A 12,267-nucleotide genomic window follows, 5' to 3' on the forward strand; every position below is an offset into this window, starting at 1 on the left:
TTATTGTAATACAGTGAAAGGGGATTTACTATAACGGCCATAGTGCGAACCCAGATTTAGACACAAAAAAGCCTCCCCAAAGGGAGGCTTTTTTGTTTTGGGAAGTTATGACCGGTTAAAAGGATCATTGAGATCAATCGCTTTTGGGATTAATCTATTTCCCAGATGTGAAAAAACCAGCTTTGGCGAGCTGGCTTTTCGGAGTACTCAAACGATTTCACAACCCGTTAAGTCCTTTCATGATAGCCATATCACGTAAGCACTTCAAGTACTCCTGCACTCTGTTTGGACTCAAGATGTTTTGGACAGAGCGAAGCGCATCAGCCACCGACCAAGGGATATTCCAAAGGTGGCATGGTAAAGGCACTAATCAGAACTAAGCAAACGCTCGATAAATCCGCCCCTTGTAGCTGCTAGAGGGGATAAGCGGGAAAGGAATAAATGATTAGTGTTGTGAGACCGGAATGGGGGCGTAAAGCCTAACTCACAGCGCAGGGCAGCCCGAAAGGGTAAGAGAAAAATCCCAATCTGAAAGCGACCATATCGGTACCTAAAATCACTCAAATTGAGTTTGAAAAAAGGTAGGGGTCGGCGCAGCCGAAAGGGCTGGTTTTTCGCCGCGCTTGTACCCTTGTTTCTTCCATTTATACCGCTAGGCGCAGTGTGTGAGTAAGCGTAGCGTCCGAACACCTAGCAAGCGGTAAGCCACTTCATCCCAATCTTTGGCACTGTCCCCGTATCTCTATTTCTATTCTTCTTTAGCTCAATTTTTATGCTAATCACGCGCTTTTGTTTTAAGCCAGCATACACAGAGTGCACTCGCTGCGCTCATTTCTCTGTGAGCTGGAAAGGGGTGCTAACGCCCCCTTTACCCCTGTTAACTGCCTCTTCGGAATGGCGGAATTTTGATTGTCTGGGCTGCCAACTCCTCAACTAAAGCTTCTTGTTCTTTTTTTAATTTCTTAGCGTCCTTGATTCGCTTCGCTTGTCTTTTCTCATACTCAAGTCGAAGTTTTTTTTCCTTTTTGTTCTTCTCTTTATTGTGCGTAGGTGGTAGATTTTTAACCGAGATTAGTACGTATTTGTGAGGTTTAGTATCATGTGTTCATGTTTCACTTATAAGAGTTTAATATGTCTAAGAGACCCGTTCTTAGCTTGAAGCCTAAGTCAGAATCAATCGAAAAAACAAAGTTAGAAGTTTCTGAGCAAGAAAAATCAAAGCCTAAATTTGATCAGATCGCTTTTGAGAAGAAAGCTAGAAAAGAGAGAATGAAGCGTAACCATGCAGCTCTTAATGTTGTTAAAAGCTTAAACCTACCTATGCCTTTAGCTAAAGGCATAGGTAGATCCATAGTTCTGCAATTAAGAGAGCAAGGGATTAGTAGTAAGGCTGCTAGTTGGGCAATACAAAGGTGGACGCATAGTGATGTGTATCTGAATGCGGTTATCAACGGTAAACGTAGATTGAATTTGGATGGAACAGAAGCCGAATTAATCACTGATGCAGAAAGAGAATATTCACGTTCTATCCTTGAAGCGCGTAATTTAACGTAACGGCACTTAATACGAATTTAACGTAACACCCGTAAGCTGCATTGAAGAAAGGTCGCCATTGGAGACCTTTTTTATCTATCTTTATTTACATTTTCGATGCCAAGAGTTCTTAAGTAACTTCCAAGAGGAAGGCCCATTTTTTTAGCTCCCTCCTCTATAATATTTAATTCATAACCATTTACCGGAACTTGAAGAATTTTTCCTGATAGCTTAACTCGCTTCCCTGTTTCTTTGTCGATGTAGCTTGAGCCTCTGCGCTCATTTTTTTCGAATGAGGAAGTGTCAGTATTACCATCAACCTTTGCCGATTCAATGAAGTCTGATTTAGATATGTTGTTGTTCTTTTTTTTGATATCACCAAAAGGGTTATTTTTCATTAATAGACTCCATTAGTTCATCAAATAATGCTTTAGCATCTTCACCGGCCTTTGGATCTTGCTTCCACTCAAGAACACTTAAACCTGATTCATCTGCATCATCCCATCCATTTAAATTACGAGTGATATGACTTAAGGGGTTTAGCTCTAAAGAGGTTAAAAGGTTCTTCGCTGCTTGGATTCTATATCCTTGACTTGGGAGTGTTGGCGTTTGCGTAACACACGAAAAAATTCTTAATTTTGAATTTAAAGCCTGAGCAGTTTCGACAATTTCAGACATGCCAAGAGCAACTTTTAGATCTCTTCTTTTAGGTCTAAAAGGCAATAGAGTAATATCAGCAAAGGCTAACGCTGATCGCATGGCTTTTGAATCCGCACCACCGCAATCAATAACGATAGAATCATATCGAGTATTTAGATCTTGTAAGGGTTTAGTGATGTTACCGGTTAACTCTATGCATGGGATTTGAGGTAAATCGCTTTCAGCTCGTTCAGCGGCCCATTCAGCTGTTGTCCTTTGAGGATCTGCATCTATGAGTAAAGGGTCTTTCGACTTAATTAACTTTAAATAAACCGATAAAGTTTGAGCAAGACTACTTTTTCCTGAGCCGCCTTTTTCATTACAAATAACGTAGATCATACGTAAATTATACCTATAGTATATGTATATTTTACGTATAATATACGTATACTTTCGTTTTTTGCTAGTGTTTTGATGGGCATAAATGAAAATTTGATGGGAAATAGATCATTGAGATCAAATGATTTTAGATTTATTCTTTATTCCAGATGTGAAAAAGGCAGCCCTGCAAGGCTGCCTTTTTCGAAATACTTCTGCACCGAAGTCCTTTCAGTTTAACCACTCAAATGACCTCTATCAAGTATTTCTGCTCTTTGTTTGGATTCAAGATGTTTTGGACAAAGCGACGCGCATCATCCACCGACCAAGGGACAGTCCGATAGGTGGAAGGTAAAGGCACTAATCATAACTTGCGTTAAGCACGATAAAACCGCCCCTTATAGCTGCTAGAGGGGACATGCGGAAAAGGAATAGTTGATTAGTGTTGTGTGACTTGGATGGGGGGCGAAAGCCTTTACACACAGCGTAGGGCAGCCCGAAAGGGTAAGAGAAAAATCTCCACGGAAAACGACCAAAATGAATACCTTAAGAGCTGAAAAGTCGCTCTGTTTGGGTAGGGGTCGGCGTAGCCGAAAGGGCAATATCTTTTATGCTCTTCTCACGTGGTTGAGGTACTTTGATCTTTTCATTAGTGACCTCAAAATATTTTTTCAATATGTTGTATTTTTCTCTCCTGGTTTGAGGGCTTTCGTGTTCGGTTCTTCTCCAATATCCAATTATTTGTCTTTTCCCTATTGTTTTTATTTGGCTTGTTCCTTCATTTTGTAATATGTCTTGAATGATTCTTATCAGGCGTTTCATTTGTTTCTTCTTATTTGCCTAACTTTGAAGTGCCACAAGTTCAATATCGCTTGCTCGGCAGTGAAAAAGAAAACTGGGTGGATTTTCAAGGCTCACAGTTAACCTTTGAACATTTAGAACCTGGTCGCTACACCTTAGAGTTAAAGACCATGTCTCAGGTTGGAACCAATCATTCTGGGGCAAGGTATAGCTTCATCGTGAGTAAGCCTTGGTATTTGCTTCCGAGTAGTGTGGCTATTTTTGCGGTATTGCTTGTTGGTAGCATTGTACTGCTGATCGCATGGCGCTCTAAAATTGTGGTGAAAACTAACTTAAGGTTAAGGCGTTTGATTAATCTGAAAACTCAGCAATTAAGGCATCAAAGTCAATTATTGGTTAGCAGTAATATGCAGTTAAGAAAGCAAGCTCAAACTCGACGTATACTGGTCGGTGAACGAGTGATTAAAGCGAAATTAAACCTTGATGGTTTGAAAGACTACCTACATAAGAGTGACCAAAAGAACACCCCCGCTTTAGATTATGCAGAGCAAGCACTAGAGCCTTTAGAGCAAATCTTATCTTTATATGATAATAAGACACCGGAGTGCACGGTATTTGATGGGCAAGTGGTGTCCTCTGTTGTTAAAGCAGTAGTGAAAGGTTGGCAACAAGAAGCGGATAAAGTCGGGATCACTTTGCTGGTTGAAGATAGTAGCCAAGGTTGTTTGGTTAAGGTTAAACACTTCAACCTCGATATGATTTTAAATACCTTGATGGCGAGTGCTTTGATCCGGTCGGATGCCAATCAAATCATTCATCTCTCCGCTAAACTTGATGATGGTCGTCTCCTTATCGCTATCGAAGATACGGGGGAAGGTATCTCAGAAGATGAAATACAGGCTTTTGAAGCTCAGGAATTTGGTAGAGTGGGCTATGAATCCCAATTTACGTTATCAGATACCTCTTTATCTGCTATTGCCCAAATGGCGGAGCAGAGTGGAGGGCATTTTGATTTCCATTATAATCAACTGATACATCGAACGCGCTTATCTATCTCATGGCCAGTTGAAGCGTGCACTCCCTCGACGAATATTGATGAAGGTGCCTGCATTGTCGACACACCCGCTTCTCAACAGGAAACTCACAATATAAATAAACAAGTGAATAATGACGTTCAAAATGATTGGCTTGATAAAGTTTATCAATTGGTTGAGAAGCATTATCCCGACCCTGATTTTAGTACCTGCCATGCTGCAAAGATGCTGTTTATCTCGGAGAGAAGCTTGCAAAGAAAGTTTAAATCTTTGTCTGGCGGGTCTTTTATGGACTATGTAACAAAAGTTCGTTTAGAGAAGGCCTGCGAGTTATTAATTTCAGGTGAGAAAATATCAGATACAGCTTTTGAAACAGGTTTTAATGACCCGTCATACTTCAGCCAAAGGTTTAAGCATTACTTTGGTTTATCACCGTCTAAATTTATTGAAAATTCAATAGAGTGATTTTGGGAACCGAATAGTTCTAACCTCATCAGAGATTGGCTCACCATAAAGCTCAGATCAAATAAGGGCGTGTTGCTTAAAACAACACGCCCTTATTTATGAATAAAAAAACGTGACATAACCGGGGGGATCATGTCACGGGTGTAATGACACCTTCGCTTGCTGCCGGAGTGCATTGAGAACAATACACATCAGGAATAAAAGGGTTAGATAACGTGTGCCGTTATCGATAGATATATTTATACGGGAATGGACTTATTTTTCGTATAAAAATAACGACAATGATCTATGAGATTAGCGACAAGTTTATATTTTTTATTTTACTCTTTTATTTTCAATGGCTTATTTGTTTGTAGGGAAGGGCATTTTTTCTGGGGAATCTTTTAAATTGACGTTTTTGACGTAAACTTAAAAACAGAGCTGACGGTTTTGACATTCAATCCAGATGCCATTTTTCCCATAACAGAGAATTTAAGTGACAAATAGCCATTTCATTACAATGTTAAATTGACCTAACGCAAGAAATGAAATGTAATAAAGTGTATTATACATGTAAATGCTAATAGTTCTCATTAAAGGTTTTGTTACAGTATGAAATTAAGTGAATTAAAAATGGGTCAAAGTGCCAATATTGTGCACTTAAATGCGCTTCCAAATGACATTAGAAAAAAGCTAATGATCATGGGTATGCTACCCAATACTCCAGTGACCTTAATTCGTAAAGCCCCTTTAGGTGATCCATTGCAAGTTGAAGTGCGCGGAGTGTCTTTAGCAATAAGGGGCAAAGTAGCTGAAGAAATTGAGATTGAGGTGGGCCAATGAGCTTTAATATTTTAACCGTTGGTAACCCAAATAGTGGTAAAACAACACTATTTAATGGCTTAACCGGTGCTAAGCAGCATGTTGGCAACTGGGCTGGTGTGACTGTTGAGAAAAAGACCGGCTCTTTTAACCATAAGCAAACGCAATTTAATCTGACCGATTTACCTGGTATTTATTCATTAGATAGTGCCAATGATGCCAATAGTATTGATGAGTCGATTGCCTCTTCAGCGGTTTCGGCTATGCAAGCTGATCTGATTATTAATGTGGTGGACGCGACTAGCCTTGAACGCAGTTTATATATGACTCTACAATTGCGTGAGTTAGGTCGTCCAATGATCGTGGTGCTGAATAAACTGGATGCATTACATCGTGAGCGCCAAGAAATTGATGTTGATGCTTTATCGAAAGAACTCGGTTGCCCTGTTTATATTCTTTCTGCTATCAATAAGCAGCAAGTCGCCAAATTTAAAGATGACCTCCATAAAATATCCCAAACTCCTATTGAGCTTGCAAGTTTGAACCTTGATTACGGTTCTCAAATCGAATCCGCTATTGCTGAATTAAACCCTCTATGGCCTGCTGAGCGTATTATTTCTCCTCGTGCCATGTCTATTCGTGCATTAGAGCAAGATGGTTTAATGCTATCTCACCTTTCAGCAAATGATTTAGAACTGCATAAAGCATTATCAGAAAGATTAGCGGCGGATTTTGATATCGATCTAGCGATCACAAATACCAAATATAGCTACTTACATGAGGTATGTAAGCAAGTTCGTATCCTGGATTCCGCTTTAAGTAAAAACTTCACTCAAAAAGTTGATCAGATTGTTTTAAATAAATGGTTTGGCATTCCATTTTTCTTTTGCGTTATGTACTTAATGTTTATGTTTTCTATCAATATTGGTAGTGCCTTTATCGATTTTTTCGATATCGGTGTAGGGGCAATATTGGTTGATGGCGGGCATTACTTACTTGATGGACACTTACCTGTTTGGTTGGTTACGGTTATTGCTGATGGTATTGGTGGTGGTATTCAAACGGTTGCTACCTTTATTCCTGTTATCGCTTGTTTGTACTTGTTTTTATCGTTACTAGAAAGTTCCGGCTATATGGCGCGAGCAGCTTTTGTACTCGATAAAGTGATGCAAAAAATTGGCTTGCCGGGTAAAGCGTTTGTGCCATTGATTTTAGGCTTCGGTTGTAACGTGCCGGCAATTATGGCGACACGTACCATGGACCAAGAGCGTGAACGTAAGTTATCGGCAGCAATGGCGCCATTTATGTCATGTGGTGCACGTCTACCGGTATATACACTGTTTGCCGCTGCTTTTTTTCCGAACAATGGTCAGAACGTTGTATTTGCTTTGTACATACTCGGCATTTTAGCCGCAGTATTTACCGGTATGCTACTTAAGAAGACGCTTTATCCGGGTAAAAGTAGTAGTTTCATAATGGAAATCCCCGATTATGAAATTCCAACCTTGCGTAATGTTGGATTAAAAACATGGCAAAAACTAAAACGTTTCGTACTTGGTGCAGGTAAGACGATTGTAATCGTGGTCGCGGTATTAAGCTTCTTTAATTCACTCGGAACAGATGGCTCATTTGGTAATGAAGATAGTCAGAGTTCAGTGCTTTCTAAAGCCGCACAAGTGGTTACGCCTGTGTTTGAACCAATGGGCGTGGATCAGGATAACTGGCCAGCGACGGTTGGTATTATTACCGGTATTTTTGCTAAAGAAGCGGTAGTGGGAACATTGAATAACCTTTATTCAGATCCACAAGAAGACGCCGCAGAATTTAATCTAGTTGATAGCCTTAAAGAGGCGCTACAAACTATCCCCGATAACCTTGCAGGTTTGAGCTTTAGTGATCCTCTAGGCATTGAAGTTGGCGATCTTGGTGATTCAACTGCGGCAGCAGAGGAACAAGGCGTAAGTTCAGGGATCTTTGGTAATTTACAAGCCTACTTTGTGACGGGTGGTGCAGCCTTTGCCTACTTATTGTTTATATTGCTATACACACCATGTGTAGCTGCGATGGGGGCGTATGTTCGTGAATTCGGTCCTAAGTTTGCTCGCTTCATTGGTTTGTGGACCATGTTCTTAGCTTATGCCTCAGCGGTGATTTATTATCAAGCAACCAGCTTTGCTGCACATCCATTATCGAGCAGCTTATGGATAGGTTTGATGCTGATTGCTTTTGTGATTGTGTATATTCGCTTAAAGCAGATAGGACAAAAAGAACAAGCATTACGAATTGATGTGGTCAACATTAACTAGCTGACTGCTGAATAATAAGAAAGGCTCAGAATGTGAAAGCTCTGAGCCTTTTTTATTGCTGCTAATCTTTTTTATGAGGGCGAATCTTTTTTATTGGTATCAGCTTAGCGGCTAAATTGCGGGTATTGACTCTTAAATGCATCCGCAAGAGTTTGAATCAAGCTTTCGCTCTCTTGTGGTGAGCGTTGTTTCCCTTCTGTATTTCCCCAAACTGGACCCGGCCAAGCGACATCGGTTTCAAAACGCGCAATATGATGAATATGCAATTGTGGCACCATGTTTCCAAGTGCGCCTAAATTGAGCTTTTTAGGATTAAATAACTTTTCTAAGTTTTCGAATACCGTTTGAGATTCAACTAGGAATTGCTGCTGCTGTTCCATTGGTAAATGATGCAGCTCTTGAAGGTCATTAATTTTAGGTACTAAGATCACCCAAGGGCCGATATTTTCTTTATGTAGTAGTGCTAAGCAAAGAGGGAATTCACCGATAACATCGGTATCTTTTTGCAATTGTGGATGCAGTGTAAAGCTCATAATCAGTCCTTTAAAATGGATATTAAAAAATCATATCACCAAATGGATAAAAAAATCCCCTCGATTGCTCAAGGGGATCATTTATATATTAGTAACGCGTATTGATTACATGCGTTCTAAGGTTTTAATCCCTAGTAGATCAAGACCTTGTTTGATGGTCTTAGCTGTTAGAGCAGCCAGTTTCAAACGGCTTTGCTTCACAGCTTCATCTTCAGCGCTCAAGATAGGACAGGCTTCATAGAAACTAGAGAACTGACCTGCTAGCTCAAATAGGTAGCTACACATTAGGTGAGGTTGACCTTCACGAGCGACTGATGATACTGCTTCATCAAATTGAAGAAGTTTAGAAATCAGTGCTTTTTCTTTGTCATCACCTACCATGATATCACCAGATAGGCTGTTCATGTCGATGCCTGCTTTGGCAAAGATAGACGCGACACGAGTGTAGGCATATTGCATGTAAGGGGCCGTGTTACCTTCGAACGCTAGCATGTTGTCCCAGTCGAAGATGTAATCGGTGGTGCGGTGCTTAGAAAGGTCTGAGTATTTCACTGCGGCCATTGCCACTGTGTTAGCGATGTTGGCTTTTTCTTCCGTCGAAAAACCGCTTTTTTTACCTTTTCGGTAATACTCACTCATGCTTTGATAGATACTTTTTACTGTTTGTCTGTTCATTTGGTTTATCCAAGATAGTTATTGGTAATGGATATTCTGTTATGCCCGAGTTCTCTTGATATTTGTGCTCTTACGGTGTGATCTCTTTGTTTCGCATCTTCGACTGTGCAGGCTAATTGTTTACTTAAGTATTGATGGTGGTCTTTGTGAGGGATATTCGCTTGGACTGGACACGATTGACCTAGTAATGTTTGGTAGCGTTCGTGGGCATAGCTGTGTCTGAGATCGTGAAAATTAAATGGTTTATTTTCCATCTCCTTATAACAAGTATTCTGATATTGAGCCCATGTAAGGGCTTTAGGAATTAGAGACCGGTTATTTTCTTGGACTTTACTGGCATTTTCGAGTGCATGGATTTGAGGTTGGCCGGTAATAGGAATGATCCTTGCTCTTCCCCCTTTCGTTCCATTTTCAATGGTCACTTTTCCTGTCTCAATTGCTTCGGTTAAACTTTTTTTTGCATCGATTAGAGCGGATTCTTTAAACCTTAATCCTAATGTTTTTTGAAGATTGAGTTGCGCTGATAACCTAGCGGGGAGTTCTCTTTTTACTTCCTCTAAAGTTTCGTAAGTGACAGATTTATTCATCTCTGCAATACCTGACTTCGTGGGAAATCCTGAGTCCTTTACTGGGTTGATATGGCATTGTTTGTCCATCCGCGCGTTGCTCATCGCAACATTGATAGCGGAGAGGTAGTTTTGTGCTGTACTGGCACTGATTGAGTCATTTTCATAACGCTCTAATAATTGTTGAGCGTATGCTTTTACGTGCTCTTTTTGGACGTTCTTAAGATCTCTTACTCCTGATTCTTTTAGAAATTGAGCGAATTGATGCAATGAAGTTTTGACGGTTGCGTTTGCCGTATATCCATTCCCATTTTCTTGATAAGCATTATGTAATGCCCTTCCCATATCGCGATTTTTCAATCCAAAATTTCTTAGGTTTAAATTTCTCATAAGCCACACATTTGCTCGATTTACATCGTTTTAAGTTAAGTGATAGGCGCATTTGGTTTTTAAAATCAGCCCTGTTGCGCGTCAGGAAACGGCCTTATTGCATGCCTCTGATCATGTGTGTGCCTTTTGGGCGGTGCTTTTTTTTCTCTTCATGCATTTGGTTTGCGTTGCTATACGATCGCCAGTGACGAAGTCACGCATCGTATGCCCAAATCGCCGATGAAGAGTGTGCAGGGAATGAAAACGTCGCAAAACGTCAGGTGAAGGCAACATGTAATATGATGTTTTAAAAGCTTATTTTGCGAATTCATTCCAGTCGTCTAATTTCCTATCGGAAATTAGACGACTGTTCTGCACGACTGGTGCAAGCGTTATATCGGGTAATAGGCCGCACTGAGCCAGTGAGCACAGTGCGGCTTGATAGCCTGAATTAACCAGGCGCTGTATTTATTAAGGATAGTTTTATGGCTTGATGTGTTTGAGCTAAAAACTATAGGTGATTTGAGAGCGTGTGAGATTAAAACAGGGCACTGTCGCGTGCTTCACTGCTTGATTATCTTACATCTCTATATTTATATCCTGATTCCGCAATGGGATGGTGCCGGTTAGTGTCCCTTTACTACGCGAGGTAGCGCCACTTTCAAGAGGTGTGGACTCAACGTCAACGACGTGTTGTTTTCAATATATAAAATGATTCATAAGTAATCAAATAATTAATAACGTAACTGCCGATATTAACGTTATAAAAAAGCCTTTAGAGGCGTTTTTCACTCCCAAATGAACTCGGAATAGATTACGGATAAAACCCACCTGAAACTGTCATAAACTTACAGGGGGTTTAAGTGGTAGATAGGTGTGGGTTATATGGATAAAAGATGTCTAAGCGCGTTTTAGACGCTCTAGTGAGTGTTTTTGATAGCTAACTGGGCTATTTAACATATTACCCATATAGCGAACCTAAAAAATATGCGAGAAAATCTATTTTATTTGCTATGATATACATGTATATCACTTATGGAGTGTACCTATGTTAGCTATTCGACTACCTGAAGATATTGAAAATAGATTATCTCATTTAGCCCAAGAGACAGGCAGAACGAAAACTTACTATGCGAGAGAGGCAATACTTAAGCATCTTTCTAATCTTGAAGATTACTACCTGGCGGAAAATGTTTCTCAAAAAGTGAAAAATGGAGAAATGGAAACTTATTCAGCTGATGAAGTAAGGAAAGAACTTGGCTTGGACGATTGAGTATTCTTTAAAAGCAGTAAAAGAATTAAAGAAGCTCGATAAGAAAGCAGCATCTACGATTATTGATTATTTGGATGGTATTGCACAATTAGATGACCCTCGTTCAAAAGGTAAATCTTTGAGAGGAGATAAGCGTCAATTTTGGCGGTATCGAGTGGGTAACTATAGAGTATTATGCAGTATTGAAGATGATGAACTTATTATTCTTGCTACACACCTAGGGCATAGGAAAAATGTGTATTTATAAAAACCTGCTATTGCAGGTTTTTTTATGGCGGTATTATGTTGATTCTACATAACGTCCATAAACTGCATTAATGAAAGTTTACTATAGTAACCTTTCATTGTTCTTTACCAAAAATCTGGTTGAGACATATTGGTAGGAAATACTCGCAATATTTCAATGCAATTATCTTTTACTCGATAAGGTATTAAGTAAGGGAACCGCTGTAAGATAAGTTCTCGAGTGCCAAATACTCTTCCTGTTCTTCCCATTGCAGGATTTTCTTTGAGCAGTTCCATTAGATCGTAAACTTCCTTAACAAAGTCTCTTGCTGCTTGAGGATTATGTTCATTTAAGTAATCCGCGGAATGTTCTAGGTTTAGTAATGCATTTTTGAGCCATTTAACCTGCATTCACGCCCCACTTAGAGAAAGTTTTTTTCACTTCACTATCAGTAGAAAACTGTCCAGAGTCTGCTTCATTAATAGCTTTTTTGATTTCATTGACCTGCCAAAGTTCGCGATCTAAGTAACTTTGAATGGCTTGGTTTGTTAGCCATGACTTTGTTCTACCTGTTGATTCAGCAAGTATGACTAATTTTTTTTCTACTTCTTCAGGGATTCTAACGGACATAGACGGCATACTTTTTACCTCTTTGTATTACGGTGTAA

The 12,267-nt window shown here is 39.8% G+C and carries 14 protein-coding genes; 6 read left to right on the forward strand and 8 right to left on the reverse strand.

Annotated elements, in window-relative coordinates; genetic code table 11:
• Nucleotides 1-1,131 precede the first annotated feature (1,131 nt).
• Nucleotides 1,132-1,554 (forward strand): ProQ/FINO family protein, encoded by a 423-nt coding sequence (locus FH976_RS14140; protein ID WP_194091474.1) that lies wholly within the window; start codon nt 1,132-1,134, stop codon nt 1,552-1,554.
• A 71-nt stretch (nt 1,555-1,625) separates the two neighbouring features.
• Here the strand turns inward: FH976_RS14140 and FH976_RS14145 are convergent, their stop codons facing one another.
• The 3 genes from FH976_RS14145 to FH976_RS14155 all read right to left on the reverse strand — a co-directional run bounded on the left by FH976_RS14145 (nt 1,626) and on the right by FH976_RS14155 (nt 3,372).
• Nucleotides 1,626-1,931, reverse strand: coding sequence for a hypothetical protein (locus FH976_RS14145; protein ID WP_194091475.1), 306 nt, complete (start codon nt 1,929-1,931; stop codon nt 1,626-1,628).
• Complete coding sequence (locus tag FH976_RS14150; RefSeq protein WP_194091476.1) at nt 1,921-2,571, reverse strand: nucleotide-binding protein; 651 nt, start codon at nt 2,569-2,571, stop codon at nt 1,921-1,923. Before FH976_RS14150 ends, FH976_RS14145 begins: the two co-directional genes overlap by 11 nt.
• A 525-nt stretch (nt 2,572-3,096) precedes the next feature.
• A complete protein-coding gene (locus tag FH976_RS14155) occupies nt 3,097-3,372 on the reverse strand; it encodes a hypothetical protein (protein WP_194091477.1) in 276 nt (91 codons plus the stop codon).
• A gap of 14 nt (nt 3,373-3,386) precedes the next feature.
• On the opposite strand from FH976_RS14155, the gene FH976_RS14160 reads away from it, so the two are divergent.
• The 3 genes from FH976_RS14160 (at nt 3,387) to feoB (ending at nt 7,957) form a co-directional block, all read left to right on the forward strand.
• Entirely contained in the window at nt 3,387-4,850 is a 1,464-nt protein-coding gene (locus FH976_RS14160) for a helix-turn-helix domain-containing protein (RefSeq protein WP_194091478.1), read from the forward strand.
• Between the two features lie 591 nt (nt 4,851-5,441).
• Nucleotides 5,442-5,672 (forward strand): FeoA family protein, encoded by a 231-nt coding sequence (locus FH976_RS14165; RefSeq protein WP_027697019.1) that lies wholly within the window; start codon nt 5,442-5,444, stop codon nt 5,670-5,672.
• Nucleotides 5,669-7,957: a Fe(2+) transporter permease subunit FeoB gene (feoB, locus tag FH976_RS14170; RefSeq protein WP_027697020.1), complete on the forward strand. Its 2,289-nt coding sequence runs from the start codon at nt 5,669-5,671 to the stop codon at nt 7,955-7,957. The genes FH976_RS14165 and feoB overlap by 4 nt, the downstream gene beginning before the upstream one ends.
• A 104-nt stretch (nt 7,958-8,061) precedes the next feature.
• On the opposite strand, the gene FH976_RS14175 is transcribed toward feoB, so the two are convergent.
• The 3 genes from FH976_RS14175 to FH976_RS14185 all read right to left on the reverse strand — a co-directional run bounded on the left by FH976_RS14175 (nt 8,062) and on the right by FH976_RS14185 (nt 10,121).
• Complete coding sequence (locus tag FH976_RS14175) at nt 8,062-8,493, reverse strand: HIT family protein (protein ID WP_194091480.1); 432 nt, start codon at nt 8,491-8,493, stop codon at nt 8,062-8,064.
• Nucleotides 8,494-8,595: 102 nt separating this feature from the next.
• Entirely contained in the window at nt 8,596-9,174 is a 579-nt protein-coding gene (gene argS, locus FH976_RS14180) for an arginine--tRNA ligase domain-containing protein (protein WP_407701656.1), read from the reverse strand.
• Complete coding sequence (locus tag FH976_RS14185; RefSeq protein WP_194091479.1) at nt 9,171-10,121, reverse strand: integrase domain-containing protein; 951 nt, start codon at nt 10,119-10,121, stop codon at nt 9,171-9,173. The genes argS and FH976_RS14185 overlap by 4 nt, the downstream gene beginning before the upstream one ends.
• A 1,027-nt stretch (nt 10,122-11,148) precedes the next feature.
• Here FH976_RS14185 and relB point away from each other — a divergent pair.
• Both relB and FH976_RS14195 read left to right on the forward strand, forming a co-directional pair.
• Complete coding sequence (relB, locus tag FH976_RS14190; protein WP_089111021.1) at nt 11,149-11,373, forward strand: type II toxin-antitoxin system RelB family antitoxin; 225 nt, start codon at nt 11,149-11,151, stop codon at nt 11,371-11,373.
• Complete coding sequence (locus FH976_RS14195) at nt 11,357-11,620, forward strand: type II toxin-antitoxin system RelE family toxin (protein WP_089111020.1); 264 nt, start codon at nt 11,357-11,359, stop codon at nt 11,618-11,620. The genes relB and FH976_RS14195 overlap by 17 nt, the downstream gene beginning before the upstream one ends.
• Before the next feature lie 104 nt (nt 11,621-11,724).
• Here FH976_RS14195 and FH976_RS14200 read toward each other — a convergent pair whose 3' ends face one another.
• Together FH976_RS14200 and FH976_RS14205 are read right to left on the reverse strand one after the other, a co-directional pair.
• Nucleotides 11,725-12,009 (reverse strand): type II toxin-antitoxin system RelE/ParE family toxin, encoded by a 285-nt coding sequence (locus tag FH976_RS14200; RefSeq protein ID WP_089111019.1) that lies wholly within the window; start codon nt 12,007-12,009, stop codon nt 11,725-11,727.
• Nucleotides 11,999-12,238 (reverse strand): CopG family ribbon-helix-helix protein, encoded by a 240-nt coding sequence (locus tag FH976_RS14205; RefSeq protein WP_089111018.1) that lies wholly within the window; start codon nt 12,236-12,238, stop codon nt 11,999-12,001. Before FH976_RS14205 ends, FH976_RS14200 begins: the two co-directional genes overlap by 11 nt.
• Between the last annotated feature and the right edge of the window lie 29 nt (nt 12,239-12,267).

The sequence above is a fragment of the Vibrio hibernica genome (genome assembly GCF_015223435.1).
Taxonomy (GTDB): Bacteria; Pseudomonadota; Gammaproteobacteria; order Enterobacterales; family Vibrionaceae; genus Vibrio; species Vibrio hibernica.

Bases quoted from the DNA above. Each gene is read 5' to 3' on its own strand.
- FH976_RS14140 (WP_194091474.1), top strand. From the start codon at position 1,132: ATGTCTAAGAGACCCGTTCTTAGCTTGAAGCCTAAGTCAGAATCAATC.
- FH976_RS14145 (WP_194091475.1), bottom strand. From the start codon at position 1,931: ATGAAAAATAACCCTTTTGGTGATATCAAAAAAAAGAACAACAACATA.
- FH976_RS14150 (WP_194091476.1), bottom strand. From the start codon at position 2,571: ATGATCTACGTTATTTGTAATGAAAAAGGCGGCTCAGGAAAAAGTAGT.
- FH976_RS14155 (WP_194091477.1), bottom strand. From the start codon at position 3,372: ATGAAACGCCTGATAAGAATCATTCAAGACATATTACAAAATGAAGGA.
- FH976_RS14165 (WP_027697019.1), top strand. From the start codon at position 5,442: ATGAAATTAAGTGAATTAAAAATGGGTCAAAGTGCCAATATTGTGCAC.
- feoB (WP_027697020.1), top strand. From the start codon at position 5,669: ATGAGCTTTAATATTTTAACCGTTGGTAACCCAAATAGTGGTAAAACA.
- FH976_RS14185 (WP_194091479.1), bottom strand. From the start codon at position 10,121: ATGAGAAATTTAAACCTAAGAAATTTTGGATTGAAAAATCGCGATATG.
- relB (WP_089111021.1), top strand. From the start codon at position 11,149: ATGTTAGCTATTCGACTACCTGAAGATATTGAAAATAGATTATCTCAT.
- FH976_RS14200 (WP_089111019.1), bottom strand. From the start codon at position 12,009: ATGCAGGTTAAATGGCTCAAAAATGCATTACTAAACCTAGAACATTCC.
- FH976_RS14205 (WP_089111018.1), bottom strand. From the start codon at position 12,238: ATGCCGTCTATGTCCGTTAGAATCCCTGAAGAAGTAGAAAAAAAATTA.